Source organism: Streptomyces sp. NBC_00683 (genome assembly GCF_036226745.1).
In the GTDB taxonomy this organism is placed as follows: Bacteria; Actinomycetota; Actinomycetes; order Streptomycetales; family Streptomycetaceae; genus Streptomyces.
The window spans coordinates 5,384,486-5,410,468 of sequence record NZ_CP109013.1; the positions used below are offsets into that span (position 1 = coordinate 5,384,486).

The following is a 25,983-nucleotide window of genomic DNA, read 5'->3' on the forward strand; positions in this document are numbered from 1 at the left end:
CACATGACCGCTCCGGCCACCGCCGCCCCGGACCACCCTCGCTTCGCCGTCGGCGTGCTGGCCTTCTGCGGCGTCGTGGTCGCGGTCATGCAGACGATCGTCGTCCCGCTCCTCCCGCACGTCCCGGCCCTCACCGGGGCCACCCCCGCCGCCGCCAGCTGGCTGGTCACCGTCACCCTCCTCACCGGCGCGGTGTTCACCCCGGTCCTCGGCAGGGTCGGCGACATGTACGGAAAGCGCCGCGTGCTCGTCGCGTCCCTCGGCGTGCTCGTCGTCGGCTCGGTGCTGTGCGCCGTCAGCTCCCACATCGGCGTGCTGATCGCCGGCCGTGCCCTGCAGGGAGCGGCGATCGCCGTCGTACCCCTGGGCATCAGCATCCTGCGGGACGAACTGCCGCCCGAGCGCGTGCTGTCCGCGGTCGCCCTGATGAGCTCGACGCTCGGCATCGGGGCGGCCGTCGGCCTGCCGGTCGCGGCGCTCGTGATCGAGAACTTCGACTGGCACACGATGTTCTGGGTCTCCGGGGCCATCGGCGTCCTGGACATCGTCCTGGTGCTCCGCTGCGTACCGGAGTCCCCGCTGCGCTCCCGCGGCCGCTTCGACGCGATCGGCGCGCTCGGCCTGTCGGCGGCGCTGGTCTGCCTGCTGCTCGCGGTCACCCAGGGCGGCGACTGGGGCGGGACGTCGGCGCGCACCCTCGGTCTGCTCGCCGTCGCCGTCGTCGTCGCGCCGCTCTGGGGCGCGTACGAGCTCCGCAGGCCCACCCCCATGGTCGACCTGCGGGTCTCGGCCCGTCCCGCGGTGCTCCTCACGAACGTCGCCGCCCTGCTGATCGGCTTCGCCTTCTACGCGAACTCCCTGGTCACCGCCCAGATGGTGCAGGAGCCGAAAGCCACCGGTTACGGGCTCGGCGCCTCGCTCGTCGTGAGCGGCCTGTGCCTGCTGCCGGGCGGCCTGGCGATGGTGGCGCTCTCGCCCGTATCGGCGCGGATCTCCGCCGGGCGCGGCCCGAGGACCAGCCTCGCGCTGGCCGCCGGGATCATCGCCGTGGGCTACGTCGTGCGGTACTTCACCAGCCACAGCCTGTGGCTGATCGTCGCGGGCGCGACAGTCGTCGCCGCGGGCACCGCCATCGCGTACTCGGCGCTGCCCGCCCTGGTCATGAGCGGGGTCCCGGTCGGCGAGACGGGCGCCGCCAACGGCCTGAACACCCTCATGCGCTCGGTCGGCCAGGCGTTGTGCAGTGCCACGGTGGCGGCGGTGCTCGCCAACATGACCTTCCTGGCCGGTGGCCGTACGGCTCCGACACTCCAGGCCTACCAGCTGGTCTTCCTGATCGCGGCGGGCGCCGCCCTGCTGGCCCTGGCGGTGACGCTGTGCCTGCCGGGCGGGCGCGCGGATACGGGTACGGTCGGGGGGAACCGCAGGAGCAGGAACCGTACGCGGGCGATGCCGATCCAGGAGGGCGCATGACCGCCCGAGTCACCGCAGCAGCGACACCCGCACCGGACGCACCGGACGCCCCCACGGGCAGGAACGCGATTCTGCGTGCCGCGCGCAGGGCGTTCACGCAGCGCCCGTACGCGGAGGTGACCATCCGGGGCATCGCCGCCGATGCCGGTGTGAGCGCGTCCCTCGTGGTGAAGCACTTCGGCCGCAAGGAAGAACTCTTCAACACCGTCGCGGACTTCGGCCCGGCCGCCGAGGAGCTCTTCGACGCCCCGCTCGACGGGCTCGGCCGCCACATGGTGCTGACGCTCGTACGCAGCCGCAGGGCGCACCAGACCGACCCCCTGCTGCGTGTCGTCTTCTCCCTCGGCAACCACGACGAGCGCTCCCTGCTCCGCACCCGCTTCCACGAGCAGGTCACCGGGCGCCTGACGGCCCGTCTCCCCGGCCGCGAACGCGCCCTGCGCGCCGAGCTGATCGCCGGCCACCTGATCGGCCTGGGCGCAACGCTCAGCCTCCACCGCGAGGGCGCCGGCTCCCGCGCCACCCCGGAGCATCTCGCGGACCTGTACGCCCCCGCCCTCCAGAGCCTCGTCGCCGGCTGACCGGCCGTCAGCAGGCCGGCCCCGGATAGTAAGGTCTGGGCCAAACGACGAGGGGGGCCTCATGTTCATCCGCAGCGCTCTGCGTGCCGCCGTACCGGCCGTGATCCTGGGAGCGGGCCTGGTCGGCTGCTCGGAGGCGACCACCACGAACGGGCCGGGCGGTGACGTTCCCCAGGTGGCGCCGGAGGTGAACGCCGCAGCGGCGAGCGCGGCGGCCGACGGGGCGGAGGCGGAAGGGGAGGCGTCTCCCCCGGCGAGCCCGGAGGGGGTCGCCGCAGCGGGTCCCGAGTTGGTCCGCGATGCCTTCGCAGGACTGCAGGCGACCCTGTACGACAGTTGCACCCCGGGCGACGGTAACTGCGCCTACTTCCTGGGCCGGGTCAACGAGGAACTGAACGGCCTGGACGCGGCCATGAAGGCGGACGCGAAGGGTCCGGGCCACTTCAAGGAGCCCCTGGCCTGGATGGGCACCCTGCGTTCGGAGCTGAAGAACGACACCTCCACGGCCAACCTGGAGAAGCACCGCACCCAGCTGATCGGCACCCGCGACCGCATCAACACCTGGATGCAGGGCCACCCGGACGACTACCGCTGACCCGGCACGCCGGGGGAGTCACACGCGCAGCACGTCGATCCCGAGGCCGGTGAACTCCTCGACGGTCTCCTCGGGCGCGTCCTTGTCCGTCACCAGGATCGACACGGCGCTCGTCTCGCAGACCTGGGCGAACGCCCGGCGGCCCAGCTTGGAGGAGTCGGCCACCACGATCACCGTGCCCGCGCACTCGGCGAGAGCCCGGTTGGCGCCGGCCTCCGACTCGTCGTGGGTGGCCGCTCCGAAGAGCGGATGGACGGCGTCCACACCGAGGATCGTGTAGTCGAGCGCGAGCGTGCGCAGCACGGAGTCGACCAGCGGGCCGACGAGTTCGTACGAGTTCGGGCGGGCCACCCCGCCGGTGACGACGATCTTCACCTGGGGGCGGACCGCCAGTTCGTTGGCGATGTTGATCGCGTTGGTGACCACGGTCAGCGCGATCCCGCCGCCCGCGGGCTCCGGCCGTACGGCCAGCTCCCTGGCCACTTCCGAGGTCGTCGTGCCCCCGTTGATCCCCACCGTGGAGCCCGAGGGGATCAGTTCGGCCGCTGCCTTCGCGATGCGCTGCTTCTCGTCCGCCCTGCGGGCCGCCTTGTAGCGCAACGGCAGGTCGTACGCGACGGTGCTGACCACCGCGCCGCCCCGGGTGCGGGTCAGCAGGTTCTGCCGGGCGAGCTCGTCCAGGTCGCGCCGTACGGTGGCGGCCGAGCAGTCCAGTCGCGCGGCCGCGTCGAGGACGTCGAGATGACCCTGTTCGCTGAGGATCTCCAGCAGCCGGGTCCATCGGGTGTGTGCCGCCACCTGTTCCTCCTTGTTCGCCGCCGAACCCTATCGCGCCTGGCCGGGGCCGGTCCGGGCCAGGACGTGCAGCAGGCGCGTCACCTCGGTCGTGACGGCTTCGCGGGCCGGGCCGAGGTACTTGCGCGGGTCGGCCGCCTCGGTGTGGGTGTCCAGGTAGGCGCGGACTGCCTGGGTGAACAGCTTGTTCAGATGGGTGGAGATGTTCACCTTCGTCATGCCCGCGGCGACGGCCCTGGCCAGGCCCGTGTCCCCGACTCCGGACGAGCCGTGCAGGACGAGCGGGACGCCCACCGCGTCGCGCAGCCGGGAGATGAGCCCGAAGTCGAGCGCGGCGTCGCGGGTGAGCATCGCGTGCGAGCTGCCGACGGCCACGGCGAGGGCGTCGACGTCCGTGGCGCCGACGTACGCCCGTGCTTCGTCCGGGTCGGTGCGCACCCCGGGGGCGTGGGCCCCGTCCTTGCCGCCGACCTCGCCGAGCTCGGCCTCCACCCACACATCGTGGATGTGGCAGTACTCCGCGACGGCGCGGGTCGCGGCGACGTTCTCGTCGTACGGGAGCGTGGACGCGTCGAACATGACGGAGGTGAAGCCGAGCCGGACGGCCTCGCGTACGAGGCCGGCCGATTCGGCATGGTCCAGATGGACGGCCACGGGAACGCTCGCCGCCCGTGCGAGGGCGAGCGAGGCGAGCCCGATCGGTTCGAGGGAGCCGTGGTAGCGAGCCGTGTTCTCGCTGATCTGCAGGATCACCGGCAGCCCGGCCGCTTCCGCCCCGCCGACGATGGCCTGCGCGTGTTCGATCTGCACGACGTTGAACGCCCCGACACCCGTCGTGTTCGTCCTGGCGCGGTGTGCGATGTCACCGGTGGATATGAGCGGCATGGGGCTTCCTTCGTGGGTACGACGGCGAGCGATGCTTGAAGTTGCTCGATTATTGCGCACTTGAAGCAACTTCAAGCTTCCCGGGTCCCGTGTGCTCAAAATCTGCCCGCTCGGCGCCCTCTACTCGCAGGCGACGCCGTCGCCGTCCCGGTCGAGGTGGGAGCCGTAGCCGGGGTCCCCGCGGTGGATGGGCGCGGCCCCTGCGGCGCGCACGGCGGAGCAGTTGGCGTAGTACGTGTCGCCGCCGGAGGAACCGCCGTCCGTCGAGCCGCCGCTTGTCGAACCGCCGCTGGAGGATCCCGTGCCGGACCCGGTCCCGTAGGGCTCGCAGCCGACCCCGTCGTTGTCACGGTCCAGATGGGCCGCGTAGCCCGGGTCCCCGCGGCGGACGGGTGCGGCCCCGGCCGCCCGTACCGCGTCGCAGTTGCGGTAGTACACCGAGGGTTCGGTGGAAACCTTCGCCTTCGGCGTGGGCGTGGGCGTGGGAGTCGGGGTCGGGGTCGGGGCGGGCGCGGCCACGGTGATCCGCACGACGGCACTGCCGCTGGGTGCCGCCTTCCCGTTGACCAGGACGTGATAGGTGAACTCGTCCTCGCCGCCGTAATCGGCCGCGGACGTGTATACGAGCGAGGTCCCCTTGACGGTGACGGTCCCGTGCGGGGTCGGGCTCTCGACGGAGAAGGTGAACCGGTCCGTCTCGTAGGTGCCGAGGAGCGGTGCGTCCGTGCCGTCCTCCAGGGTCACGGCATCGTTGGCGAGCGCCTCGATCACGATTTCCGTGCCGGCGTCCGCGCTCGCCTCGTCGTCCACGAGCGCGAGTGCCCGCTCACCGGAGGCCGTCCGGGACGAGTCGGCCACTGTCTTCGCGTCACTGCCGCTTCCTCCGCACCCCGCCAGGGCCATCGCCAGGACGGCGATCCCTGCGGAGATCCGGACCGGACCGCTCTTCACTCTCGAAGTCATGTGTCCCCCAAGGCATTTGCGCAGTATTTCTGTGCGGGTGAAGCGGCGATGCTCGCAGCGGCGGGGGGCCGGGAGGAGGGCTTCGGCGAAAGGAAGCGGAATTGTGATGAAAACATGGAGGAGATGTGGAGGACCTGTCGTGCGGCGCCTCACTGCCCCGCGTGGACGTCCCTGCGGTGATCCACATGCGGTCCCGGGGCCGTGGCGCGAGGATCGGGAGTACGGGCGGTGGCCCGGTCGCGCCTCGGCCCTCTCGGGCCGGTTCTCCCTTCCGGGCGCTCCGGTCCGCCTCCCGGCTCATGCCCTGCCGGCACGGCCCCGGCCGTGCCGGTCCCGGATTCCGGATGCCCGCGCTCCCTCGCCACCGGGCTCCGGTCCTGTGCTCGGTTCAGCGCAGGCGTCGTGAGCCGGGGTGGTGTCCGGGGGAGGCTTCGGCTGTGCCCCGGGCCTCGCAGAGGTCGGGGTCGGCGGCCTTGGCGGTGTCGTACCAGTCGCCGTAGAGGTTGGCGAAGTACGGCGCCGACATGCCGTGCAGCAGGATGCTGAGGCCGATGGTGACCGCGATGACCTGTCCCAGGAGTTCCATTCCGGGCACACGGTCCTCGACCAGGAGAAGTCCGAAGACCACCGAGGCCAGGCCGCGGGGGCCGAACCAGCCCATGTAGGCGAGGGTGGGCGCCCGCATCCCGGTGCCGATCAGCGCGAGGGTGACCGGAAGCATTCTGACGATCGTCAGGCTGAGGACCGCGTACGTGATGATGCGCCAGTTCAGGTGCTCCAGCGCCGGGCCGAGCAGGACCGCCCCGAAGGCGAGGAAGCTCATGGTCCCCAGCAGCCCGCCCACGTACTCGGCCAGGTCGGACGGCCGTTTCTCGGCCCGGTCCTCTGCCGCCGAACTGCCCGTGCGCAGGGCCGTACCGAACGCGAACCCGCCCATCCAGGTGGCGATGAACCCGCTTCCGTCGATGCCGGCCGCCACGCCGTACGCGCAGAAGGCCACGGCCAGGACGGCCACCTGCTGCCATTCGCCCGTCGCCCAGTCCCGGGCTTGTGCGAGGGCCAGCAGCCTTCCTCCGGCCCAGCCGAGGGCCAGACCCACCAGGGTGCTGATGACCACCGACCGCCAGAACACTCCGCCCGCGCCTTCCTCGGAGGCGAGCGTGCCCGGGAGGGCGGCAAGGAACAGGAGGAAGAACGGCAGTGCGAGGCCGTCGTTCAGGCCGCTCTCGACGTTGAGCCCTTGGCGTACGAGGGCCGGAACGCGGGGACTGGAGCCGGCGGTCTTGCCGAGCGCCGCGTCGGTGGGGGCGAGGACGGCGCCCAGCAACGCGAACTCCCACATGGTCAGGCCGGGAAACAGGGGCCATGCCAGCAGCCACCCCGCTGCGATGCACAGGGGCAGGCCGATGGCCAGCAGACGCAGGGGCAGGAAGCGGCCCGCGCGAAGGGTCTGTCGGCGTACCGTCATCGCGTCGGTGAACAGCAGGAGGGCCAGTGCGGCCTCGGCCAGCACCATCACGGGGCCCGCGTCGTGCCCCAGGTCGAGAACGTCCAGCCCGATCGGGCCGATGAGCACACCGAAGCCGGTGAACACCATGGGAGCCGATACCGGTGTCGAGCTCAGGCGGCGCGAGAACAGCGCGTAGCCGGCGGTGACGGCCGCAATTGTGGCTCCGGTCCAGGCGCTGCCACCACTCATGACGTCCCGCTCTTCCTGTCGCCAAGCACGGAGCCGAGAGTCAGTGTGGCGCGGGGCCGGATCCGCAGCACGGCACCGACACGCGTGCGGCACCGGATCGGCCGCCACTGCCTGCAGCCGCCATCGCGGCCGGGGTCGCGCAAAGGGGGCCACGGACGGGCGGCCACGCTCCGGGCGTTCTACGGTGAGGGGGATGTGAGATCTGCACAGCCCAGCCACCAGGGGGGTCTGGAGGTACTGGATGCCGCGGCCCCTGTGGACCGGAGCGATCAGCTTCGGGCTGGTCACCATCCCGATCAAGGTGGTGTCCGCCACCGAGAACCACTCGATCTCCTTCCACCAGTACCACCTCGAGGACATGGGCCGGATCCGTACCCGCAAGGTGTGCGAGCTCGACGGCCAGGTCCTCTCGCAGGACGAGATCGGCAAGGGATACGAGGTCGCCAAGGACCGGACCGTGCCCGTCACGGACGAGGAGCTCGACCGGATGCCGTTGCCGACGGCGAAGGCGATCGAGATCGTGGCGTTCGTCGACGCGGACCGGATCGATCCGGTACGGATCAGCGACAGCTACTACCTCGCGACCGACGGCCAGGTCGCGGCGAAGCCGTACACCCTGCTGCGCAAGGCGCTGGAGCGCAGCGACAAGGTGGCCGTCGCCAAGTTCGCCTGGCACAACCGCGAGCGCCTCGGTCTGCTGCGGGTGCGGGACAACGCCATCGTGCTGCACTCCATGCGGTGGCCGGACGAGATCCGCAGCCCCGAGTCCCTGGCGCCGGGCGAGGTCGAGCTGGACGAGGACGAGATCGAGCGGGCCGTCCAGCTCACCGACACGATGGCCCTCGATGACATCTCCGGCTTCCGGGACCGCTACCGGGACGCTCTGGAGGAGCTGATCGCGGCCAAGTCGGAGGGCAAGGAGCTGCCGGAGCCGCGCGGGGGCGAGGAGGAGGAGCCGGGGAAGGTCATGGACCTCATGGCCGCTCTGAACGCCTCGGTGAAGGCGGCGAAGGAGACGCGCGGCGAGGCCACCGGGACGGAGGACGAGCACGCGACCGTGCACGAGATGAAGTCCGGTACCCGGAAGCGGGCCGCGAAGAAGACGGCGGCCAGGAAGACGACGGCCAACAAGACGGCGAAGACGGCCGGGAAACCGGCGCGGAAGACGGCCGCCAGGAAGCGGACGGCGTCCTGAGCCCGGCGCACCTCCTCACTCGAGGTCGTCCGGGGCGAGATCCGGCCGCAGCCGGTGCCAGGAGGGCTGGCGCAGCCGCCCCGCCCTGGTCCGGGTCGCGTACCGCACCTCGCCGACCAGCCGCGGCAGCACCCACCGCGCACCCGCGATCGGTGGCACCCCGTCGAACGGGCAGGTGTCGATCTCGGCGACCCGGAGCAGCTCGCCGAGGGTGGTCCGCTCCGCGTCGCTCCACCCCGTCCCGACGTTGCCCGCGTAGCGCAGCCCGCCCTCGTGCCGTTCGCCGACCAGCAGCGCTCCGGGCAGCCCGTCCAGCCGGCCGCGACCGGGCACCCAGCCGCCCACGACGACGTCCACGGTGTGTACGTGGCGGATCTTGATCCAGGTACGGGCGCGGACCCCCGGCTCGTACGCGGAGGAGAGCCGCTTGGCGATCAGGCCCTCCAGTCCGGCCTCCCGGGTCATCCCGAGGGCCTCCTCGCCGTGCCCGACGACGACCGCGGGCGTCGACCAGTGCGCCCCGCCGAGTCCCAGGTCCTCCAGGGCCGCACGGCGTTCCGTGTACGGCAGCGGGAGGAGGCTGGTGCCGCGGAGGAACAGGGCGTCGAACAGGACGAGGTGGGCGGGGACCCGCTCCGCCATGCGGGCGGCCCTGGCGGGCGACCCGGAGAGCCCCATGCGGGACTGCAGCCGCTCGAAGTCGCTGCGCCCCTGGCTGTCCAGTGCGACGATCTCGCCGTCCAGTACGGCCGGTACGCCGTCGAGCGCGGGGCCGAGCGCCGCGAGTTCCGGATAGGCGGCCGTGATGTCGGCACCTGAGCGGGCCAGCAGTTCCACGGTGCCGTCTCCCGGCAGGTAGACGACGGCCCGCTGGCCGTCCTGCTTCACCTCGAACGCCCACTGGTCGTCGGTGGCCGCGGGCGGCAGGGTGCCGGGTGTGGCGAGCATCGGGGCAATCCGGGGCAGAGTGGCCATGGATCAACCTTCTCAGTCCGCGGCGGTACTTTCCCGACCGCTTTCCCGGCCGTCTGAGTAGAGTGAGCAAGTCGTGGCAAATCCGGCATATCGGATCCAGGGTTCACTCTCCGGGAGACAAGACATGAAGGTCGCAGTGATCGGCGGAACGGGACTCATCGGTTCACAGGTGGTGAAGATCCTGAACGCTGCCGGACATGAAGCGGTACCGCACTCGCTGTCCACCGGTGTCGATCTCCTCACCGGCCAGGGACTGCCCCAGGCACTCGAAGGGGCCGATGCCGTCGTCAACCTGACGAACTCGCCCACCTTCGACGACGTCTCCCTCGACTTCTTCCGGATCACGATGGACAACCTCCTCGCGGCAGCCGAGCGGGCGGGGGTCGGCCACGCGGTCGTCCTGTCCATCGTCGGCGCGGACCAGGTGCCCGGCCTCGACTACTACCGGGCCAAGGTCCTCCAGGAGGACGTGCTGAAGGCCGGGCCCGTGCCGTACTCGATCGTCCGGGCCACGCAGTTCTTCGAGTTCATGGACGCGGTTCTGTCCTGGACCGACGACGGGGAGACCGTCCGCCTGCCGTCCACCCCGCTGCAGCCCATGGCCGCGGCGGACGTCGCCCGGGCGGTGGCCGACGTCACCGTCGACAGCCCCCTCGGCGGCACCCGCGACGTCGCCGGCCCCGAGGTCTTTCCGCTGGACGAGCTCGGCAGGATCACGCTGGCCGCCCGCGGCGACAAGCGCACCGTCGTCACGGACGACAGCGCCGGAATGTTCGCGGCCGTACCGGGCGACGCCATCATCGCCAAGAGCGACGTGCTCATCGCGCCCACCCACTACCGCGACTGGCTCGCCTCGGCCTGACCGGCGCGGCGGCCCGCTCAGGCGCGGGCGAAGGCCAGCAGGTCCGCGTCGAAGACGTCCTTGAACGGGGCGACCATCGACAGGCCGTGCGGAGCCCCCTCGTACACCTTGAGCGTGGCGTCCTTGACGATCTCGGAGGACTTCTCCGCCGAGGCCACGATGGGGACGATCTGGTCGTCGCTGCCGTGGACGATGAGGGTCGGGATGTCGAAGGCCTTCAGGTCCTCGGTGAGGTCCGTCTCGGAGAACGCCTTGACGCAGTCGTACGCGCCCTTGATCCCGACCTGCAGCGACCACTGCCAGAACGCGTCGCGGGTGCCCCGGGAGACGTCCGCCCCAGGACGGTTGGCGCCGTAGAAGGCCTCGCTGAGCTCCTGGTAGAACTGCGAGCGATCGGTCGCGACGCCCTTGCGGATGCCGTCGAACACCTCGCGAGGCAGCCCTTCCGGGTTCGCCTCGGTCTTCAGCATCATTGGCGGGATCGCACCGAGCAGGACGGCCTTGGCGACCCGGCCCGTGCCGTGGCGGCCGATGTAGCGCGTCACCTCGCCGCCGCCCGTGGAGTGGCCGACCAGGATGATGTCGCGCAGGTCGAGCTCCTCGATCAGTGCCGCCAGGTCGTCGGCGTACGTGTCGAGGTCGTTGCCGTTCCAGGGCTGTCCGGAACGCCCGTGCCCGCGCCGGTCGTGGGCGATGGAGCGGAAGCCGTTCTCCGCCATCAGCCGGGCCTGCGGATCCCACGCGTCGGCGTTCAGGGGCCAGCCGTGACTGAACACGACAGGCTGTCCCGTTCCCCAGTCCTTGTAGAAGATCGGCGTCCGGTCCTGCGTGGTGATGAACGGCATGACGGGTCCTCTCGAACGAGTCGGTACGGACTGTGTGCACGTGTGCACCCACCGGATCGGCTGCGCCGCACGTCGGCCGTGCCGCACGCCTGCCGGGCCGCGCTCGGCCGGCGCGGTGTCCGGTGGCGCTGATGTCGACAATTTACCGCCGCTGCGAGGATGCCGCGATCGGCGCCGCGGCGCACGGCGGCGCACGGCCACGCGGCTCAGGGGCTCACGGGCGTTCGGGCTTCCGGGCCACGATGCAGACGTCGGGGCGCTTCGCCCGGCCGGTGGGCGCCTGTTCCAGGCGCGCCGTGACGACGAGACCCGCCCCGCCCAGCAGCTCCGCGAGGCGGTCCAGCGGCAGGAAGTGGGAGTGGTAGGACACCGGGTGGCCGTATGCCTCGGCCGGGCTCAGGTGTTCGTCGTCGCCGATGTAACCGCCGAGGAGCACATGTCCGCCGGGCGCCAGGGTGCGGTGGAACTCGGCGAACACGAGCGGCAGTTGTTCCGGTGGGGTGTGGTGCGTGGAGTACCAGGCCAGGATGCCGCCCAGTTCGTCGTCCGCGAGGTCCAGCGCGGTCATCGAGCCTTCCGTGAACCGCAGTTCGGGGTTGCCCTCCCGGGCGATCCCGACCATCGAGGGGGACAGGTCGATGCCGAACGCGTCCAGGCCCAGCGAGGCCAGGTGCGCCGTCACCAGGCCGGGGCCGCAGCCGAGGTCCGCGACCCTCCCGTTCCCCCCGGCAAGCACCAGCTCGGCGAAGGCGGCCAGCACCGCCCGGTTCAGAGGGTCGAGTTCGGCGGGCCGCGGGACCCGTACGGCATAGGTGGCGGCGACTGTGTCGTACGAGTCCCGGACGGCGGTCAGGTGGGAGTGGTCGGTCATGCCCCGACCCTAGACAGCGGTCAGTTGTAGCCGAAGCCCCGGGGAATCGGAGCCTGTTGGAACAGCCGGGTCGGGACCGCGTCGGCGAGGGCCTGGTAGCCCGCGGGGTTGAGGTGGAGGTGGTCGCCGGTGTCGAACGAGGCCCGGAGCCGGTTGGGAGCGAGCGGGTCGCGCACGGCCCGGTCGAAGTCGAGCACGCTGTCGAAGCGGCCGCTCGTGCGGATCCAGGTGTTGACGGTCTGCCGTGCCTCCTCGCGGTAGCCGTCCGGGTCGTCGTACCCGGTGTTGGCGCCGATGGGGGTGAGTGTCGCCCCGTACACGCGGATGCCCTGCGTGTGGGCCCGCGTGATGATCTGCTCGTACGCGGCGATGACGTCGGCCGCGACCTGCTTCTGCGCGGCGGGTGATGCCCCGGCCGTGCCGATGTCGTTGATGCCCTCGAAGACGAGCAGCCAGTCGACGCCGCTCTGTGCCAGGACGTCGCGGTCCAGGCGGGCCAGGCCGTTGGGGCCCAGGCCGTCGTTGAGGAGTCTGTTGCCGCCCGCCGCCTGGTTGACGATCGCGGCCTTCGCGGTGGCGGGACCGGACGTGAGGCGCTTGTGCAGGAGGTCGGGCCAGCGGTCGTTCATGTTGGTGGTGGAGCCGCGGCCGTCGCTCAGTGAGTCGCCGAGCACGACAGCGGCCGAGGTGGTGTTCCTGGACCAGACCTCGACGCCGCTGAGGAAGTACCAGTGGTCGGTGGCCGTCGCCCCGGTGAGGTCGGTGTCGCCGACGTGGTTCCCGGCCTGCAGGTAGGAGGTCGTACGGGAGCCGGGGTGCGAGGTGATCGCGGTGGACGCCTGGCCGTTGGCCAGATAGGCCGTCGCGGTGAGGTTGGAGCCCGGTTCGAGCCGGAAGTCCAGCGGGTCGGAGACCGCCTGCGCACCGGCCGGCACCGAGACCGAGGAGCGCCCCTGGAAGGTCACCTCGTGCGTGGTTCCCGGCTGGACCGCACTGGTTCCGGCCCTGCCGTCGCGCGGCAGGGCCACGGTCACCTTGGTGATCGGCAGCACGGCGCCGCCGAACGCGTTGGAGAAGCGCAGCCGGATGTGCTCGCCGCCGGCCGAGACGTGGACGGTCTGCCGCAGGGTGGCGTCCGTCAGCACGGAGCCCTCCTGGGTGAACGGCGCCGGAGGCATGTTGCCCGGCTCCGTCAGCTGCGGCATGGACGTCCAGGTGCTCACCCAGCGCGCGTTCCGTTCCGTCGGCGCCGGGGAGCTGCCCGGCCCGTGGCCGCCTTCCCCGGCTCCGATCGCGGGGGTGGCGACGGTGGCGGCGAGCGCCGCGGTGGCGAGCAGGCTGAGGATCGTTGATCTTCGGTTCACGGTGGTGCTCCCTCTGGGCGGGTGCGGGAAGCAGGGCATGAAGAAGTAGGGGCAAGCGGGGAGTTCGGTCCACGTACATGGACCGCGTCCTCACTTGCGCCCAGGGATTCAGGCGGCAGGCTAGCTCTCCGACAGATTTCGGTCAACGCTTCGAAAGTTTTCGCCCGTTGTCGTTGATGCGTCGCGGAACGCCTGCCGTCAGGCGGCTGTGGGGGAGTTGGGCCCGGACGGCGCCGTGAAGCCGACGTCCGAGGCCTGCGTCGTGACGTCGGCGTCCCCGCTGATCGCCCACGCGGCCACCCGCGAGACCACGGCGGCCGGGATCACCCCGCTGATTCCGGGGGCCGCCGGGATGTCGTGCGTGGCGTGGGCGTCGTGCGGAAGGACGACGCGGTAGCCGAGCGCCAGGGCGGTGCGGGCCGTCGCCTGGACGCACATCTCGGACATCAGCCCGCAGACGGCGAGCGATCGCACACCCGCGCCGGACAGGAGGTCCCCCAGAGCCGTCTCCTTGAATCCGTCGTCGTGGGTCTTGCGGATCACGGTCTCCGTGGGGCCGGCCTCGACGGGGAGGTGGAGCTCCCAGCCGGGCGTGTGGGGCTCGTCGCCCGCTCCCGGCTGCCCGTCGTTCTGCAGATGGACGACGAGTGCCCCGACCCGCCGTGCCCGTGCGATCAGGTCCCTCGTCCGGTCCAGGAGTCCGGCGGCGTTCGGCAGGGCTCCGTCACCGGCGACGGCGGCGTCCTGGACGTCGACAACGAGCAAGGCTTCTACGGGAATTGCATGGTTGCTCATCTCGTCATCCTGGTGGCCCGCGCAGTGCGCCTCCACCTGATTTCCCCTCTCATGCTCAAGCGTATGACTAGACAATTTCTTGAGTAGGATGGGAGGCGGACCAGAAACGGGAGAAGGAGCGCTTCGATGGCCTTGCGGCATGCCGTGCTGGCAGCACTGCTGGACGGTGAGTACAGCGGATATCAGTTGGCGAAGGCCTTCGACATCGGCGTCGCGAACTTCTGGCACGCCTTGCCCCAGCAGCTGTACATGGAGCTGGCCAGGCTGGAGAAGGACGGGCTGGTCGCCGGTCGGCAGGTGATCCAGGAGACCCGGCCCAACAAACGCCTCTTCCACGTCACCGACGCCGGCCGCGCCGAGCTGGAGCGGTTCGCAGCGGACGTCTCGAAGCCCTCGTTCATCCGCGACGACCTGCTCGTCAAGGTCCAGGCCGCCGACCGCATCGGCACCGGACCGGTGATCGAGCAGCTGGAGGAGCGGGCGTCCGCTGCCGAAGCGAAGATCGAACTCCTCGCCGGTCTGCTGCGGCAGTTCCGCGGCGACATGGACGAGGAGGAGTACCTCCGCACGGGCGAGCGAGTCGGCCCGTACCTGACGTGCCTGCGCGGCCTCTCCTTCGAGGAGGGGCACCGGGACTGGTGCCTGCGGATCGCGAACGTACTGAGAGAGAGGCGGACAACCCGTGCCGAGCGGTGAGTACCTGCGTTACGTCGCACTGGGCGACAGCCAGACCGAAGGGGTCGGCGACGGAGACGACGCCACCGGCCTGCGGGGCTGGGCCGACCTCTTCGCAGCGCGCGTCGCGGCCGCCAACCCTGGTCTCCAGTACGCCAATCTGGCCGTACGGGGACGAGTCGCCGGCCAGGTCCGCGCGGAACAGCTGGGCCCCGCGCTGGCCCTGCGCCCCGATCTCGCCACCGTGCTCGCCGGGGTCAACGACCTCCTCAGGCCCGGTTTCGACGCCGAGGAGGTGGCGGGGCACCTGGAGGAGATGTTCGCCGCGCTCACGGCAGCCGGTGCCCATGTGGTGACGATGACCTTTCCCGATGTGGGGAAGATCGCGCCGATCGCCCGGCCGGTCAGGTCCCGCGTGTTCGACATGAACGCCCGCATCCGCGCGGCGGCAGCGCGGCACGGCGTCACGGTCGCCGACATCGCACCGCAGGCCGTCGCCACCGACCCGCGGCTGTGGAGCGAGGACCGGCTGCACGCGAGCCCGCTCGGCCACGAGCGGATCGCCGCAGCCGTCGCCCGGGCCATCGACCTGCCCGGGAGCGACGACAGCTGGACGCTCCCGCTGCCGCCGCAGGCCCTTCCCTCGGGCCTGCAGGCCGCACGGGCAGAGCTGCGCTGGGCGGCCGGGTTCCTCGGCCCCTGGCTGGGACGACGACTGCGCGGCAGGTCCTCCGGCGACGGCCGCACCGCGAAGCGCCCCGAGCTCCTGCCCCTGGCCGTCGCACCGTCCGCCTCCCCGGCGGACACGGGCCTCCGGGAGCCTTCGTAACCCTGTCCGTCCGTTGTCCTTACGGGCGCAGGGCGTGACCCGCGAGCGACAGGCGCAGGGCGCACTCGTCCTCCGCCTCGACCGTGACGGTCATGCCCCAGTGCTCGCTCAGCATCCGGCCGACGTCGACGAGGCGCGCGCGCTCCTCCCGGCTGTGGGCGGGGAACCGCACCCAGCCGCAGTCGGCGATCCGGTTGCCCAGCTCGGTGAACAGCGTTGCCCTGCACCGTCGTTCCTCATCCGGCGTGAGGGGAGTCGTCGTCGCCCGCTCCGAAGGCGCGGTGCGGACGTTGTACAGCTCTCGGATCACGGCATCCTCGTTGTCGGTGGTGGGCGAACCCGGCACCCGACCGTACCGGGCACGGGATGTCGGGTCCGCCCGGGTGGGTCCCGCCTAGCGTGAGGGACGAAAGGAAGGAGTCCGGGGTGCTGGACCGGCTGAACCAGGCGATGGAGCACATCGAGGGCCACCTCGGCCAACAGATCGAGGTGCCCGAACTGGCCCGCATCGTGATGACGTCGGAGTACCACTTCCGCAGGCTGTTCTCCGCACTGGCGGGCATCCCGCTGTCGGAGTACATCCGGCGCAGGCGGCTGACGGTCGCCGGTGCCGAGGTGCTGGCCGGGGAGCGGACGCTGCTGGAGGTCGCGGTGCGCTACGGCTACTCATCGGGCGAGGCGTTCGCGCGGGCGTTCCGTGGCATGCACGGAGTCGGTCCCGGCGAGGCCAGAAGGACCGGTGCGAGCCTGCGGTCCCAGCCCCGGATGTCCTTCCGCATCGTCGTCGAAGGGAGCACGAGCATGCGGTACAGGGTTGTGGAGCGGGAGGAGTTCCGGGTGGTCGGCAGGAAGGCGCGCGTCCCCCTCGTGCACGAGGGGATGAACCCGGCCATCGGCGACTTCATCCGGGGCCTCGGCAAGGAGACGCTGCAGCGCATCGAGAGCCTGTCCGACCAGGAGCCCGAGGGCATCGTCTCGGTGAGTGACAACCTGGACGAGAGCCGCGCCGAAGGCACCGAACTCGACTACTACCACGGCGTGGTGAGCAGCGCCGAGGCACCGGACGACATGGACGTACTCACCGTCCCGGCCGGGACGTGGGCGGTCTTCGACAGCTCGGGGTCCTTTCCCCAGACGCTCCAGTACCTGTGGCGGGACGTGTTCACGCAGTGGTTCCCGTCCAACCCGTACCGGAGCCGGCCGGGTCCCGAGATCCTGCGTACCCGGCTGTCGCCGGACGCGTCGGAGGCGGACGCGGAACTCTGGATCCCCGTGGAGCGGAACCCGGTCTGATCCGGTCGGGGCCGTGCCGCGGCCGCGGGACAGGATGAACCTCGACGACGCCGTCGCCGAGTGGGCGTGTGCCCAAGTGCCGCCGCCGCGGGTCGACTTCCGTGGCGGCGGCACGCCCGGCTCAGCGCAGCCAGGTCGAGGCGTAGGCCTCGATGGCGTCCCGCTGGTACGCGGCCAGGCCGGGTGCGATCGCCTCGTACGCCGCGCGCCACTGCGCGTTCTCCACACATGAGCGCCCGATCGCGCGGTACTCCTCGGCGGAGACCGGCCGCAGCTCGGTCAGCGCCCTGTACTGGCCGTCGATCTCGGCGAGCACCGCGTCGTCGCCGGCGGGCGTACCGGCGGCCAGCAGTTCGGCCAGGCGGATCATCTGCGCGGTGCGCTCCCGGTGCCCGGCCTCGATCTCGTCCTGGCTCATCCCGGCGGTGCGCTGTTCGACCTTCCCGGCCAGCTCCGGGAAGTCACGCAGACTCTCCCTGTACTGGGCGGGCCGGACGCCCTCGAAGAGGTTCTCGGGCCGGCTGATACCGGTCATGGGCCTACCGTCCTTCCTGGACTGCTCCAGTTCGGTGATCGTGCGGGAGACGGTTGCGGCCAGCGCGTCGAGCCGGTCACGCTCGGCGAGCAGCCGGCGACGGTGGCCGCGCAGGGCTTCGAGCTCGTCGACCTGCTCGGCCAGGATCCGGCCGACCTCGGACAGACCGACGCCCAGTTCCCGCAGGACGAGGATCTGCTGCAGCCGCAGCAGCTGGCGCTCCTCGTAGTAGCGGTGGCCGTTGGTCCCGATCCAGGCAGGCGGCAGCAGTCCGACTTCGTCGTAGTGCCGCAGCGTGCGGGCCGTCACCCCTGACATCCGGGCGACCTCCGCAATCGGCCAGGCCATCGCCTGCCTCCCTCATGAGTGCATCACCTGGGCCGGTCTCTCCGGCCCTGTTCACGACGGTAGAAGCTTCCGCTGCGGCAACTGCAAGCCCGGTATTCAGGGTCTCTGCTCGTCGTCCCCACCCTCCACTCGACGGGCGGACAAAGAATCTTGGAAGGGCGTGTCGATACGCCGGGGTCCCGTACGTCGTCATGGTGTACACGGAGAACGTGTACCGGACGCAAGACAGAGCATGACAAAGCACGACAGGAGCCGGACCATGAAGTACATGTTGCTGATCCACAGCGGTGCGACCGACGCGAGCGGTGGCGCTGCCGAATGCACGGTCGAGGACTGGATGGCCTACGACAAGGAGGTCAAGGACGCCGGGATCCTCGTCTCCGGTGAGTCGCTCGCCGACCTGGTCACCGCCACGACGGTCCGTGTCGGGCCCGCGGGGGAGCGGACCGTCACGGACGGGCCCTTCGCCGAGACCCGTGAGGTTCTGGGCGGCTTCCTCGTCATCGACGTACCGGATCTCGATGTCGCACTCGACTGGGCCGCCCGGTGTCCGGGCGCGCGCGGCAGCGGGTCGGTCGTCGTGCGGCCGGTCGCCGACTTCGGGGCCTGACAGTCATGGACGAGGGAGCCACCGGACCCGGGGCGGTGCCGGAGGAAGGGCCACCTGCGGTGTCCTCCGTCGCCTCGGTCTTCCGCGAGGAGCACGGACGGCTGCTGGCTTCCCTCGTCCGTCGCTTCGGCGACCTGGACCTGGCCGAGGAGGTCACCTCCGACGCCATCGAGGCAGCCCTGGTGCACTGGCCGGTCGACGGCGTACCGGCCAGGCCCGGCGCCTGGCTGCTGACGACGGCCCGGCGCAAGGCTGTCGACCGGCTGCGCCGCGACCAGGCGTACGCCGCCCGGCTGGCCGTCCTGCAGGTGGAGGCGGACCGGGCCGGCCATGCCCCGCCCGCCGACGTGGACGGAGGTCTTCCCGACGAGCGGCTGCAGCTCTTCTTCACGTGCGCACACCCGGCGCTCGGCGCCGAGGACAGGAGCGCGCTGACCCTGCGCTGCCTGGCGGGCCTGACGACCCCCGAGGTCGCGCGGGCCTTCCTCGTACCGCCGACGACGATGGCGCAGCGGATCGTGCGGGCCAAGAAGAAGATCCGCGAGGCCCGCATCCCGTTCCGTGTGCCCGGCGCGGACGAGTTGCCGGAGCGGCTGCCGGGGGTGCTCCAGGTCCTCTATTCGATCTTCACGGAGGGGTACGCGGCCTGCTCGGGACCGCAGTTGCAGCGGATCGCCCTGGCGGAGGAGGCCATCCGGCTGGCCCGGATCCTGCACAGGCTGCTGCCCGCCGAGCGGGAGACGGCCGGGCTGCTCGCACTGATGCTGCTGATCCATGCCCGGCGCGAGGCTAGGACCGGGCCCGACGGGGAGATCGTGCTGCTCGACGAACAGGACCGGGGCCGCTGGGACGCCGCCATGATCGAGGAGGGCACCCGCCTGGTGGTCACCGCACTGGAGGGCGGCCCGCCCGGCCCTTACGGGGTGCAGGCCGCCATCGCGGCACTGCACGACGAGGCCGATTCCGTCGCGGCCACCGACTGGCCGCAGATCGTGGCGCTCTACGACGTGCTGCAGGCACTCGCCCCGTCGCCGGTCGTCGCCGTGAACCGGGCCGCGGCGGTGGCGATGCGCGACGGGCCCGAGGCCGGGCTGGCCCTCCTGGACGAACTGGCCGACGAGCCGAGGCTGCGCGCCTACCACCCCTACGCGACCGCGCGCGCCGACCTGCTGCACCGTCTCGGCCGCCACGCGGAGGCCGCGGAGGCGTACCGGGAGGCACTCGGTCTTGCAGGCACCGAGCCCGAACGCGCACATGTGCGGAGGCGGTTGGACGAGATCGAGCGCGACAGCCGCTGAACACCGCGGTTGGTGCCGCGGGTTCGTCGTATCTCCGTCGCCGACGTGCTTCGGTCCTGGCAGGGTGTCCGTCATGAACTCCGAGCCCGCGCGCCCAGAACCGGTACGCCACCACGACCACGGCCAGTGGCTCGTCCAGTTCACCGGCCGGGTGCTCGTGGTCTGCCCGAGGTGCGGTGGCCGCGCGCTCGTCGTCCCTCTGCCCGGCATGGAGGCCCCGAAGTACTTCAGCGCCCTCCTCTTCCGGCCCCGCCGCCTCACCTGCGCCGGCTGCGGGGCGATCGCCGACTGGACGGCCGAGGAGCGGGGCGCCGGCCTGGTCGGCGCGGTGCCCGGCGGCACCGAGGACCCCTTCTTCCGGCGGCCGCTCTGGCTTCAGACCCGCTGTGCGGGACGGATCCTGTGGGCCTACGACGAGGAGCACGTGGATGCCCTCGCCGGCTACGTGGGCGCCCGGCTGCGCGAGCGTCACGCCTCCCCGACGATGGGGATGTTCGCCCGTCTGCCTGCCTGGATGAAGTCCGCCGATCGCCGTGACGAGGTGCTGGCCGGCCTGGAGACCCTCCGGGCCCTCGCCCGCCTCTCGGCCCCCGCCGACCGGTCGGACGCGGCCCACGAACGCGGCGACCGCCCGCGTCACAGCGGCAGCATGCTCTTTCGCGGAGGCCCCTACTAGGGCTTGCCCTATGGGTCGGGTGACCCGTCCACCCGAGAATCGTTCTGACTCGTGTGGGGCGAGGAGATGACTGACCCCGCCCCGCTAGCGTGTTGACGTGCACATCCTCGATGACCCTCGCTTGTCGCCCCGTGTCGCGGCTCTCCTGGCGCGCGCACGGCGTGGCCCTTCGATGCCCGCTGTTCGGATACGCGAATTGGCCCGCGCAGAGGCTTCCGACAAGAGCACGGCACCAGTGCCCCATGAGGCCATCGAGGCGATGATCCGTTTCGAGGAGCGCTACGGGGGCCTGTGGTACCCACTCCTCACCTCGAACGGCATGGAACACGGCCTGAACGGCGAGGCCACCGTCCACCCCAGCATCGACGGCTGGGGCTTTCCCGGAATCCTCGACGGCGATCGAACTTGGCCCGTTGACGTCCTCCTCGACGAGCGCACAGTCATGACGCTCGCGGGTCAACCCCGGATCATCAACAGCAGCATCCTCCAGCGCCTGGAGAGCCATGCTCAGTTGGCCCAGGTCCGGGGCCGGCCCCATGTGACTTTGGGCCTCGCCACCGAACCCGGTCAGGAGCCGGCCGTCGCCGAAGCGCACCTCCCGGCCCGCGACGGCGAGGCAACCGGGCCCGCCGACAAGTGGTGGAGCAGCAACGAGACCGCTATCCATCTGAAGCTCCACAAATGGTGGGGCGACGAAGACATTTGGGTCGCGCGCTGCTTCGACAGAAGGGCCGAGAACCTGTCGGCCACGGTCGAATCGATACGGCATGCGGTGACCGGTGGCGTGTGGCGGGATGAGGACTGGTGCGGGCTGTGCACCCACTTCAGGCAGCCGGCACAACCTTGCCTCCCAGGCGGGGAGAAGCAGCACGTCTGATCGCCGAACAAGCGTCACGGTGGGCCGGCTGACGCCTCAATGTGCCGAAGCGCCCGGTCGAAAGCACGACGAAGTTGATCGATAGGCCCTAGAGGCCCCTGCTGGGGGAGCGATACCGCAGGCAGGCAGCCGGGCCCGAAGGCCCTGCTGCTCGGCCGTACGACGCGTCAGATCACGGCGAGCCGGTCCACCACCAGCTCGGCTCTCTGTCCGGCGTTCCCCGCGGGCAGCCGTCCCGCCCGGGTCAGGGTCGCCAGCCCGTGCAGGGACGCCCAGAACACCTCGGTGAACAGTCCCGGGTGGACGCCGTCCCCGGCGACCTCACCGAGAGTCTCCAGCAGGGCGGCGAAGGCGTCCTTCAGCGGCTCCGGGGTCTCCTCGTCCGCGAACGCCAGGCCGCCGTCGAGCTGGAACATGGCGTCGTAGACCGCCGGATTGCGCTCGGCGAATTCCAGGTAGGCGCGGGCGAGAGCGGTGACCCGGGCGCGCGGGCCGTCCGCGGCGGAGGTCGCGGCCCGCAGCGCCGCGGCCATCTCGGCAGCGCCCTCCAGGGCGACGGCGCCGATGATCTCGCGCTTGCCGCGGAAGTGGCTGTAGAGGACGGGCTGGCTGTACTCGATGCGCTCGGCGAGGCGGCGGGTGGTGACCGCGTCCCAGCCCTGCTGCTCGGCGAGTTCGCGGGCCGTCGCCACGATGAGGCGCTCGCGGACCGCCCGTTCGCGCTCCTTGCGTTCCTGTACCGACATGACTCGATCCTAGCACCGCTAGACAATCAAGCGGCATTAGCGCTAGCGTTGCCTCATCGGCTAGCAATGCTAGATATTCGGAGGGGTCATCATGCTCAACGCACTCGAGGTGTTCACCACTGTGATCGTCGGCCTGATGGTGGGGGTGGAGTTCTCCGTCGCCTTCGTCATGAACCGGATCTTCAACGCACTCCCCGAGGACAGTGGCCAGCTCGGCCGTGCGCACGGGGGCCGGATGCTCGGCGCCGTGATGCCGGTCTGGTACATCGGCTCGCTCGTCCTCGTCGCGGTCTGGGCCGTCGCCGGATGGAGCCACGACGGTGCCGGACTCGTCGTCACCGCCGGCGGGCTGCTGATCCTCAGCGTGATCATGTCCATCCTGCTGCTCGTCCCGATCAACAACCGGAGCAAGACGTGGACCCCTGACAACCGGCCCGCCGACTGGAAGCAGCAGACGAACCGCTGGGACCGCTTCCATTACGTCCGCGTCGCCGTCATCGTCGCCGCCTTCGCTCTGCTGGTCGCCGCCCTCGCCTGACCCGGGGGTCGAGGCGCAACCCTTGAGTTGCATCCGGCTGAATGCTGTGCAACTCTGGGGTTGCAAGTAATGGGTGGCGATGAACGGAGTCAGCTCATGAGCGAGGACCGGATCGAACGCGAAACCCTGATCGAGGCCCCCCTGGAACGGGTCTGGTCACTGGTGGCCCAGCCCGGGTTCTGGGTGGCCGACAAGGCGAGCCTGCCCGGCACGGTGGCCGAGGAAGGGGCAGTGATGATCGCGAAGCACCCCGAGCACGGCGACTTCCCGGTACGCGTGGAGAAGGTCGAGCCGCCGACGTACCTGGCGTACCGCTGGACCAGCGCTTTCCCCGGGGAGGAGCTGCGCGAGAACAACAGCACCCTCGTGGAGTTCACCCTGGCCCAGGAGGGCGACCGGACGCGGCTGCGCGTCGTCGAGAGCGGGTTCGCGGCGCTGGCGGGTTCCCAGGAGCTGCGCAGCCAGAACCTCAAGGACCACAGCGGAGGCTGGCCCCTGGAGCTCGACGCGCTCAAGGCCCGAGCGGAACAGCCCTCCACGTGACGGAAGAACCTCCCGGCGCGGCCGAGGTCGTCGACAGCGTCCTCGGCGCACTGGCCGATCCGACGCGACGCCGGCTGCTCGATCTGCTCGCCGCACAGGGCGAGTCCACAGCGACGACGCTCGCCGAGGGGCTCCCCGTCTCACGCCAGGCGGTGGTCAAGCACCTCGCCGTTCTGGATGCCGCCGGTCTGGTGACCGGTGGCCGGGTCGGACGCGAGGTCCGTTACACGGTGCGGCCCGCAGCGCTGGACGCGACGGCGCGGTGGATGGCCACGCTCGCCACCGACTGGGACCGGCGGCTGGCCGACATCAAACGCGTCGCGGAGGCAGCCGAGGCGGCCGAGCGGGATTCGCCCTCGACACGACCAGACTGAGGAAGCATCCATGGATACGACAGAACTGCGCAGCGCCTACGGCAGGTTGCTCGATGCCGCGGCGATCCCCGACCTCGGCGACGCCGACGACGGAGGGTGGAACGCCGACCAGGTCCTGGCCCATCTCCTCAGTGTCGACGCCGCAACAGCAGCGGTCGCTCTCGGAGTTGTGGCCGGCGCTCGGCCCGCCTTCGACAACCGGATCTCCCTCGACACCTGGAATCTTGAGCGGATCATCGCCGAGCACTCGGGCAGGGCGGACCTGATCGATCACGTCCGCAGCCAGGCCGCCGTCCTCTGCGACATCGCCGATCGGCTCAACGAGCAGGCCGCCTCGGTACTGGTGCCGACGCTCCTCCTGTCCAACGATGAGGTGGTGCTGGACGGGCCGATGCCGCTGTCGAGCCTCATCGACGGCCTCGCCGAGAACCATGTGCCGGGCCATACCCGACAGCTCCTGGACCTTCGCACTGCGCCCGGGAAGCCCTGACGGACCGGGCTCCGGCGAGTTCAGCTAGGAGCAGGCAGCTGCTGGGCGAAGCGACGGACCGCATCGGTGAAGGCCTTTGGATCGTCGAAGTTCGCGAGATGCCCTGCCCGCGGGATCAATTCGACGCGGGCGTACGGATGGGCACGGGCGAAGTCCGACTCACCGGACCGGAAGACCGTGTCCTTCTCGCCGTTCAGGATGAGCACGGGAGCCGCCACATGACGCATCGCACCTGCGTCGAAGCGGCCCAGCACCTCGCCCCAGGCGGCCGGCAGGGTGTGGAAGGCGTAACCGGAACGGATGGTCGCGTCCACCACCTCGGGTGGGTAGAGCCGGCGCAGCAACCGGTCGTTCAACCGGGTCAGCCTGTCCGCCGGTATGCGAGGGACGAGCCCGGCGGCCCACCGGTACGGCCTTGCCCACGGGCCACGGGTCGAGGCGCTGGCCCCGGCGAGGACGAGCCCTCGCAGCCGCTCGGGGCAGCGCCGCGCGAACTCCAACGAGGCGTATCCGCCGAGCGAGTGGCCGACGACGAGAGCCGGTCCGCAGTCGAGCGAGTCCACCGCTGAAGCGATGATCTCCGTCGCCGCGTTCAGGCTCCAGGGCTGGGCGGAACGGGTGCCGTGTCCGGGCAGGTCGACGGCAACCACCCGGAAGTCCTCTTGGAGTGCGGCGAGCTGTGGACTCCACTGTCCCGCGCTGAACCGCGTCCCGTGTACGAAGATGATGGGCGGTGCACCCGCTGCCGTCATGAGTCCCCCAGATCAGCGCTCTCCTCCGGCCGACCCTACCGGCGGGCCGTCCAGGACAGGGATGTGAAGATGCCGACCGGGGATGCCCGGTCGCGGTGCGACACGTCCTCCTCGACAGGGCAGGCGCTGCCTGATCCGGCATCAGCCACCGCGCCCCCTGTTCAGCCGGCCTCCGCGGGCCCGTACGCCCGGAGGAAGGTGTCGACGGCGGCTGCCGCGATCGCGGCGGTCCTGGCGGCCGGGACCTTGCGGGTGCCCAAGCGGGAGCAGGCCTCCAGCGGACCCGTGAGCAGGGCGAGGAACTGTTCGGCAGCCACCGCCGGGTCACAGGGGCGCAGCCGGCCGGTCAGCGAGAGCCGTGCCAGCCGGTCGGCCAGCGCCTCACCGAGGCCGAGCGCGGTACGGCTGTGCACGCTTTCGAGCAGGTCGGGGAAGTCGGCGGCCGCGGCGAAGGCGAGCCGTCGCAGCGCCTGGGAGCGCTCGGAGCAGCAGACCTTGAGCATCCGGCGGGACACGGCATCGAGGTCGGCCCGCAGGTCGGGACCCGGATTCCGCAGTCGTTCCACGGCGGCGACGTTCTCGGCGGCGACGGACTCCGCCACGGTCTCCATTGCGGCCCGGAAGACCGATTCCTTGTCCTGCAGATGGTTGTAGAGCGTCGGCTTGGCCACGCCCGCCTCGTCCGCGATCTCCTGCATGCATGCCTGGGCGTACCCGCGGCGGGTGAAGACGGTGAACGCCGCGTCCAGAATGGCGCGCCGCTTGTCGATCCGCCCCCGCGTGGCCTTCGGTGCTTCCGCTCGTGCCGTCACGGGCCCATCGTAGCGCGGCAGCAGAGGCCCGTACTGAACCAGCTGGTTCATTTTTACGAACCTCGTTGACCGGTCCGTGCGCAGCATCCTAATCTGAACCGGCTGGTTCAAATTTTGCTACTCAGATGGAAGGGTCATCATGATCGTCAACATCCTGAGGTTCAGCTTCAAGGACGGCATCGGACCGGAGGGCGAGGAAGCCGTACTGGCCGCGATGCGAAGGACCGCAATGGTGGAGTCGGTGTCCTTCTCCACCGTCGGATCGGACCTGGGCGACCCGGCCGAGGGCTTCACCCACGGGTACCTCACGGGGATCGCGGACCTGGCGGCCCTGGAGCGCTACATGTACGACCCGGTGCATCTGGCCGGGGACTTCGACATCATTCCGCGCCTGGCCCGGCTGCACGCGGTCCGCTTCACCGACGACGGTGACCCGCGGATCGGCTCGGAGATCTTCGCAATGCACCGCCGGAAGCTCGCCGCCTACCCGGAGTGGGAGAAGCTGCTCGACTCGATCCCGGACTCGCAGCTGACCTAGGCGGTTTCGTTCGGATCAGCGGGCGGACCAAAGGAAGATGCCCGCAAGCGGAGTCGGTGGCGAAGGCCGGTCACGGCAATGCACCGGCTGCCGGCTGCGAGGTGCAGCCGACAGCCGGCAGCGCCATGACCACGGCGCATCCGACCACAGG

Annotated in this window: 31 protein-coding genes; 17 read left to right on the forward strand and 14 right to left on the reverse strand. The window is 70.9% G+C overall.

The window, feature by feature from the left end:
* The first annotated feature begins 3 nt into the window (after nucleotides 1–3).
* From OG257_RS24050 to OG257_RS24060, 3 genes are all read left to right on the forward strand, one after another.
* Nucleotides 4–1,473: an MFS transporter gene (locus tag OG257_RS24050; protein WP_329210600.1), complete on the forward strand. Its 1,470-nt coding sequence runs from the start codon at nucleotides 4–6 to the stop codon at nucleotides 1,471–1,473.
* Nucleotides 1,470–2,054, forward strand: a complete 585-nt coding sequence (locus tag OG257_RS24055) for a TetR/AcrR family transcriptional regulator (RefSeq protein ID WP_329210602.1) — start codon at nucleotides 1,470–1,472, stop codon at nucleotides 2,052–2,054. The genes OG257_RS24050 and OG257_RS24055 overlap by 4 nt, the downstream gene beginning before the upstream one ends.
* A 61-nt stretch (nucleotides 2,055–2,115) precedes the next feature.
* On the forward strand, nucleotides 2,116–2,649 hold the full coding sequence (locus OG257_RS24060; RefSeq protein ID WP_329210604.1) for a hypothetical protein: 534 nt from the start codon (nucleotides 2,116–2,118) through the stop codon (nucleotides 2,647–2,649).
* Nucleotides 2,650–2,667: 18 nt separating this feature from the next.
* Here the strand turns inward: OG257_RS24060 and OG257_RS24065 are convergent, their stop codons facing one another.
* From OG257_RS24065 to OG257_RS24080, 4 genes are all read right to left on the reverse strand, one after another.
* A complete protein-coding gene (locus tag OG257_RS24065; protein WP_329210606.1) occupies nucleotides 2,668–3,447 on the reverse strand; it encodes a DeoR/GlpR family DNA-binding transcription regulator in 780 nt (259 codons plus the stop codon).
* 27 nt (nucleotides 3,448–3,474) lie between these two features.
* A complete protein-coding gene (locus OG257_RS24070) occupies nucleotides 3,475–4,329 on the reverse strand; it encodes a class II fructose-bisphosphate aldolase (protein ID WP_329210607.1) in 855 nt (284 codons plus the stop codon).
* Nucleotides 4,330–4,449: 120 nt separating this feature from the next.
* The gene (locus tag OG257_RS24075) at nucleotides 4,450–5,292 is read right to left on the reverse strand and encodes an excalibur calcium-binding domain-containing protein (RefSeq protein ID WP_329210608.1); all 843 of its coding nucleotides are present in this window, start codon (nucleotides 5,290–5,292) and stop codon (nucleotides 4,450–4,452) included.
* Between the two features lie 388 nt (nucleotides 5,293–5,680).
* A complete protein-coding gene (locus tag OG257_RS24080; protein ID WP_329210610.1) occupies nucleotides 5,681–6,991 on the reverse strand; it encodes a cation:proton antiporter in 1,311 nt (436 codons plus the stop codon).
* Nucleotides 6,992–7,232: 241 nt separating this feature from the next.
* Between OG257_RS24080 and ku the strand changes: the two genes are divergently transcribed.
* On the forward strand, nucleotides 7,233–8,186 hold the full coding sequence (gene ku, locus OG257_RS24085; RefSeq protein WP_329210612.1) for a non-homologous end joining protein Ku: 954 nt from the start codon (nucleotides 7,233–7,235) through the stop codon (nucleotides 8,184–8,186).
* Between the two features lie 15 nt (nucleotides 8,187–8,201).
* Here the strand turns inward: ku and ligD are convergent, their stop codons facing one another.
* Nucleotides 8,202–9,161, reverse strand: a complete 960-nt coding sequence (gene ligD, locus OG257_RS24090) for a non-homologous end-joining DNA ligase (RefSeq protein ID WP_329210614.1) — start codon at nucleotides 9,159–9,161, stop codon at nucleotides 8,202–8,204.
* Nucleotides 9,162–9,285: 124 nt separating this feature from the next.
* Between ligD and OG257_RS24095 the strand changes: the two genes are divergently transcribed.
* Nucleotides 9,286–10,023: an SDR family oxidoreductase gene (locus tag OG257_RS24095; protein WP_329210616.1), complete on the forward strand. Its 738-nt coding sequence runs from the start codon at nucleotides 9,286–9,288 to the stop codon at nucleotides 10,021–10,023.
* A 17-nt stretch (nucleotides 10,024–10,040) separates the two neighbouring features.
* Here OG257_RS24095 and OG257_RS24100 read toward each other — a convergent pair whose 3' ends face one another.
* The 4 genes from OG257_RS24100 to OG257_RS24115 form a co-directional block, all read right to left on the reverse strand.
* A complete protein-coding gene (locus OG257_RS24100) occupies nucleotides 10,041–10,868 on the reverse strand; it encodes an alpha/beta fold hydrolase (RefSeq protein ID WP_329210619.1) in 828 nt (275 codons plus the stop codon).
* A gap of 214 nt (nucleotides 10,869–11,082) precedes the next feature.
* Complete coding sequence (locus tag OG257_RS24105; RefSeq protein WP_329210620.1) at nucleotides 11,083–11,739, reverse strand: class I SAM-dependent methyltransferase; 657 nt, start codon at nucleotides 11,737–11,739, stop codon at nucleotides 11,083–11,085.
* A 20-nt stretch (nucleotides 11,740–11,759) separates the two neighbouring features.
* A complete protein-coding gene (locus OG257_RS24110) occupies nucleotides 11,760–13,142 on the reverse strand; it encodes an SGNH/GDSL hydrolase family protein (protein ID WP_443054473.1) in 1,383 nt (460 codons plus the stop codon).
* Nucleotides 13,143–13,301: 159 nt separating this feature from the next.
* Nucleotides 13,302–13,898 (reverse strand): cysteine hydrolase family protein, encoded by a 597-nt coding sequence (locus OG257_RS24115; protein WP_329210623.1) that lies wholly within the window; start codon nucleotides 13,896–13,898, stop codon nucleotides 13,302–13,304.
* 126 nt (nucleotides 13,899–14,024) lie between these two features.
* On the opposite strand from OG257_RS24115, the gene OG257_RS24120 reads away from it, so the two are divergent.
* Nucleotides 14,025–14,594, forward strand: a complete 570-nt coding sequence (locus tag OG257_RS24120) for a PadR family transcriptional regulator (RefSeq protein WP_329210625.1) — start codon at nucleotides 14,025–14,027, stop codon at nucleotides 14,592–14,594.
* Complete coding sequence (locus OG257_RS24125) at nucleotides 14,581–15,402, forward strand: SGNH/GDSL hydrolase family protein (protein ID WP_329210626.1); 822 nt, start codon at nucleotides 14,581–14,583, stop codon at nucleotides 15,400–15,402. Before OG257_RS24120 ends, OG257_RS24125 begins: the two co-directional genes overlap by 14 nt.
* 19 nt (nucleotides 15,403–15,421) lie before the next feature.
* Here OG257_RS24125 and OG257_RS24130 read toward each other — a convergent pair whose 3' ends face one another.
* Entirely contained in the window at nucleotides 15,422–15,712 is a 291-nt protein-coding gene (locus OG257_RS24130; protein WP_329210628.1) for a hypothetical protein, read from the reverse strand.
* A 116-nt stretch (nucleotides 15,713–15,828) separates the two neighbouring features.
* On the opposite strand from OG257_RS24130, the gene OG257_RS24135 reads away from it, so the two are divergent.
* Entirely contained in the window at nucleotides 15,829–16,695 is an 867-nt protein-coding gene (locus OG257_RS24135) for an AraC family transcriptional regulator (protein WP_329210630.1), read from the forward strand.
* Between the two features lie 121 nt (nucleotides 16,696–16,816).
* Here OG257_RS24135 and OG257_RS24140 read toward each other — a convergent pair whose 3' ends face one another.
* Complete coding sequence (locus tag OG257_RS24140) at nucleotides 16,817–17,578, reverse strand: MerR family transcriptional regulator (protein WP_329210632.1); 762 nt, start codon at nucleotides 17,576–17,578, stop codon at nucleotides 16,817–16,819.
* Nucleotides 17,579–17,837: 259 nt separating this feature from the next.
* On the opposite strand from OG257_RS24140, the gene OG257_RS24145 reads away from it, so the two are divergent.
* From OG257_RS24145 to OG257_RS24160, 4 genes are all read left to right on the forward strand, one after another.
* On the forward strand, nucleotides 17,838–18,188 hold the full coding sequence (locus OG257_RS24145) for a YciI family protein (protein WP_329210633.1): 351 nt from the start codon (nucleotides 17,838–17,840) through the stop codon (nucleotides 18,186–18,188).
* Nucleotides 18,189–18,193: 5 nt separating this feature from the next.
* Nucleotides 18,194–19,486, forward strand: a complete 1,293-nt coding sequence (locus tag OG257_RS24150; RefSeq protein ID WP_329210635.1) for an RNA polymerase sigma factor — start codon at nucleotides 18,194–18,196, stop codon at nucleotides 19,484–19,486.
* A gap of 73 nt (nucleotides 19,487–19,559) precedes the next feature.
* A complete protein-coding gene (locus OG257_RS24155) occupies nucleotides 19,560–20,162 on the forward strand; it encodes a hypothetical protein (protein WP_329210637.1) in 603 nt (200 codons plus the stop codon).
* Between the two features lie 196 nt (nucleotides 20,163–20,358).
* A complete protein-coding gene (locus tag OG257_RS24160) occupies nucleotides 20,359–21,039 on the forward strand; it encodes a hypothetical protein (RefSeq protein WP_329210639.1) in 681 nt (226 codons plus the stop codon).
* Between the two features lie 167 nt (nucleotides 21,040–21,206).
* Here OG257_RS24160 and OG257_RS24165 read toward each other — a convergent pair whose 3' ends face one another.
* A complete protein-coding gene (locus tag OG257_RS24165; protein WP_329210641.1) occupies nucleotides 21,207–21,785 on the reverse strand; it encodes a TetR/AcrR family transcriptional regulator in 579 nt (192 codons plus the stop codon).
* 91 nt (nucleotides 21,786–21,876) lie between these two features.
* Between OG257_RS24165 and OG257_RS24170 the strand changes: the two genes are divergently transcribed.
* The 4 genes from OG257_RS24170 (at nucleotide 21,877) to OG257_RS24185 (ending at nucleotide 23,730) form a co-directional block, all read left to right on the forward strand.
* Nucleotides 21,877–22,323, forward strand: coding sequence for a DUF1772 domain-containing protein (locus OG257_RS24170; RefSeq protein ID WP_329210643.1), 447 nt, complete (start codon nucleotides 21,877–21,879; stop codon nucleotides 22,321–22,323).
* Nucleotides 22,324–22,419: 96 nt separating this feature from the next.
* Complete coding sequence (locus tag OG257_RS24175; RefSeq protein WP_329210645.1) at nucleotides 22,420–22,866, forward strand: SRPBCC domain-containing protein; 447 nt, start codon at nucleotides 22,420–22,422, stop codon at nucleotides 22,864–22,866.
* Nucleotides 22,863–23,240: an ArsR/SmtB family transcription factor gene (locus tag OG257_RS24180; protein ID WP_329210647.1), complete on the forward strand. Its 378-nt coding sequence runs from the start codon at nucleotides 22,863–22,865 to the stop codon at nucleotides 23,238–23,240. Before OG257_RS24175 ends, OG257_RS24180 begins: the two co-directional genes overlap by 4 nt.
* A 10-nt stretch (nucleotides 23,241–23,250) precedes the next feature.
* On the forward strand, nucleotides 23,251–23,730 hold the full coding sequence (locus tag OG257_RS24185) for a hypothetical protein (protein WP_329210649.1): 480 nt from the start codon (nucleotides 23,251–23,253) through the stop codon (nucleotides 23,728–23,730).
* 20 nt (nucleotides 23,731–23,750) lie between these two features.
* Here OG257_RS24185 and OG257_RS24190 read toward each other — a convergent pair whose 3' ends face one another.
* Nucleotides 23,751–24,482: an alpha/beta fold hydrolase gene (locus OG257_RS24190; protein ID WP_329210651.1), complete on the reverse strand. Its 732-nt coding sequence runs from the start codon at nucleotides 24,480–24,482 to the stop codon at nucleotides 23,751–23,753.
* 161 nt (nucleotides 24,483–24,643) lie between these two features.
* Nucleotides 24,644–25,294, reverse strand: a complete 651-nt coding sequence (locus tag OG257_RS24195) for a TetR/AcrR family transcriptional regulator (protein WP_329210653.1) — start codon at nucleotides 25,292–25,294, stop codon at nucleotides 24,644–24,646.
* Between the two features lie 139 nt (nucleotides 25,295–25,433).
* Here OG257_RS24195 and OG257_RS24200 point away from each other — a divergent pair, with 139 nt between their 5' ends.
* Complete coding sequence (locus OG257_RS24200; protein ID WP_329210655.1) at nucleotides 25,434–25,832, forward strand: Dabb family protein; 399 nt, start codon at nucleotides 25,434–25,436, stop codon at nucleotides 25,830–25,832.
* Nucleotides 25,833–25,983: the final 151 nt, after the last annotated feature.

What these genes read in the sequence shown, in the direction of transcription:
- OG257_RS24050 (WP_329210600.1), top strand. Translation starts at nt 4, where the DNA reads ATGACCGCTCCGGCCACCGCCGCCCCGGACCACCCTCGCTTCGCCGTC.
- OG257_RS24055 (WP_329210602.1), top strand. Translation starts at nt 1,470, where the DNA reads ATGACCGCCCGAGTCACCGCAGCAGCGACACCCGCACCGGACGCACCG.
- OG257_RS24060 (WP_329210604.1), top strand. Translation starts at nt 2,116, where the DNA reads ATGTTCATCCGCAGCGCTCTGCGTGCCGCCGTACCGGCCGTGATCCTG.
- OG257_RS24070 (WP_329210607.1), bottom strand. Translation starts at nt 4,329, where the DNA reads ATGCCGCTCATATCCACCGGTGACATCGCACACCGCGCCAGGACGAAC.
- OG257_RS24075 (WP_329210608.1), bottom strand. Translation starts at nt 5,292, where the DNA reads ATGACTTCGAGAGTGAAGAGCGGTCCGGTCCGGATCTCCGCAGGGATC.
- OG257_RS24080 (WP_329210610.1), bottom strand. Translation starts at nt 6,991, where the DNA reads ATGAGTGGTGGCAGCGCCTGGACCGGAGCCACAATTGCGGCCGTCACC.
- ku (WP_329210612.1), top strand. Translation starts at nt 7,233, where the DNA reads ATGCCGCGGCCCCTGTGGACCGGAGCGATCAGCTTCGGGCTGGTCACC.
- ligD (WP_329210614.1), bottom strand. Translation starts at nt 9,161, where the DNA reads ATGGCCACTCTGCCCCGGATTGCCCCGATGCTCGCCACACCCGGCACC.
- OG257_RS24095 (WP_329210616.1), top strand. Translation starts at nt 9,286, where the DNA reads ATGAAGGTCGCAGTGATCGGCGGAACGGGACTCATCGGTTCACAGGTG.
- OG257_RS24100 (WP_329210619.1), bottom strand. Translation starts at nt 10,868, where the DNA reads ATGCCGTTCATCACCACGCAGGACCGGACGCCGATCTTCTACAAGGAC.
- OG257_RS24105 (WP_329210620.1), bottom strand. Translation starts at nt 11,739, where the DNA reads ATGACCGACCACTCCCACCTGACCGCCGTCCGGGACTCGTACGACACA.
- OG257_RS24110 (WP_443054473.1), bottom strand. Translation starts at nt 13,142, where the DNA reads ATGCCCTGCTTCCCGCACCCGCCCAGAGGGAGCACCACCGTGAACCGA.
- OG257_RS24115 (WP_329210623.1), bottom strand. Translation starts at nt 13,898, where the DNA reads ATGAGCAACCATGCAATTCCCGTAGAAGCCTTGCTCGTTGTCGACGTC.
- OG257_RS24120 (WP_329210625.1), top strand. Translation starts at nt 14,025, where the DNA reads ATGGCCTTGCGGCATGCCGTGCTGGCAGCACTGCTGGACGGTGAGTAC.
- OG257_RS24140 (WP_329210632.1), bottom strand. Translation starts at nt 17,578, where the DNA reads ATGGCCTGGCCGATTGCGGAGGTCGCCCGGATGTCAGGGGTGACGGCC.
- OG257_RS24145 (WP_329210633.1), top strand. Translation starts at nt 17,838, where the DNA reads ATGAAGTACATGTTGCTGATCCACAGCGGTGCGACCGACGCGAGCGGT.
- OG257_RS24150 (WP_329210635.1), top strand. Translation starts at nt 18,194, where the DNA reads ATGGACGAGGGAGCCACCGGACCCGGGGCGGTGCCGGAGGAAGGGCCA.
- OG257_RS24155 (WP_329210637.1), top strand. Translation starts at nt 19,560, where the DNA reads ATGAACTCCGAGCCCGCGCGCCCAGAACCGGTACGCCACCACGACCAC.
- OG257_RS24165 (WP_329210641.1), bottom strand. Translation starts at nt 21,785, where the DNA reads ATGTCGGTACAGGAACGCAAGGAGCGCGAACGGGCGGTCCGCGAGCGC.
- OG257_RS24170 (WP_329210643.1), top strand. Translation starts at nt 21,877, where the DNA reads ATGCTCAACGCACTCGAGGTGTTCACCACTGTGATCGTCGGCCTGATG.
- OG257_RS24175 (WP_329210645.1), top strand. Translation starts at nt 22,420, where the DNA reads ATGAGCGAGGACCGGATCGAACGCGAAACCCTGATCGAGGCCCCCCTG.
- OG257_RS24185 (WP_329210649.1), top strand. Translation starts at nt 23,251, where the DNA reads ATGGATACGACAGAACTGCGCAGCGCCTACGGCAGGTTGCTCGATGCC.
- OG257_RS24190 (WP_329210651.1), bottom strand. Translation starts at nt 24,482, where the DNA reads ATGACGGCAGCGGGTGCACCGCCCATCATCTTCGTACACGGGACGCGG.
- OG257_RS24200 (WP_329210655.1), top strand. Translation starts at nt 25,434, where the DNA reads ATGATCGTCAACATCCTGAGGTTCAGCTTCAAGGACGGCATCGGACCG.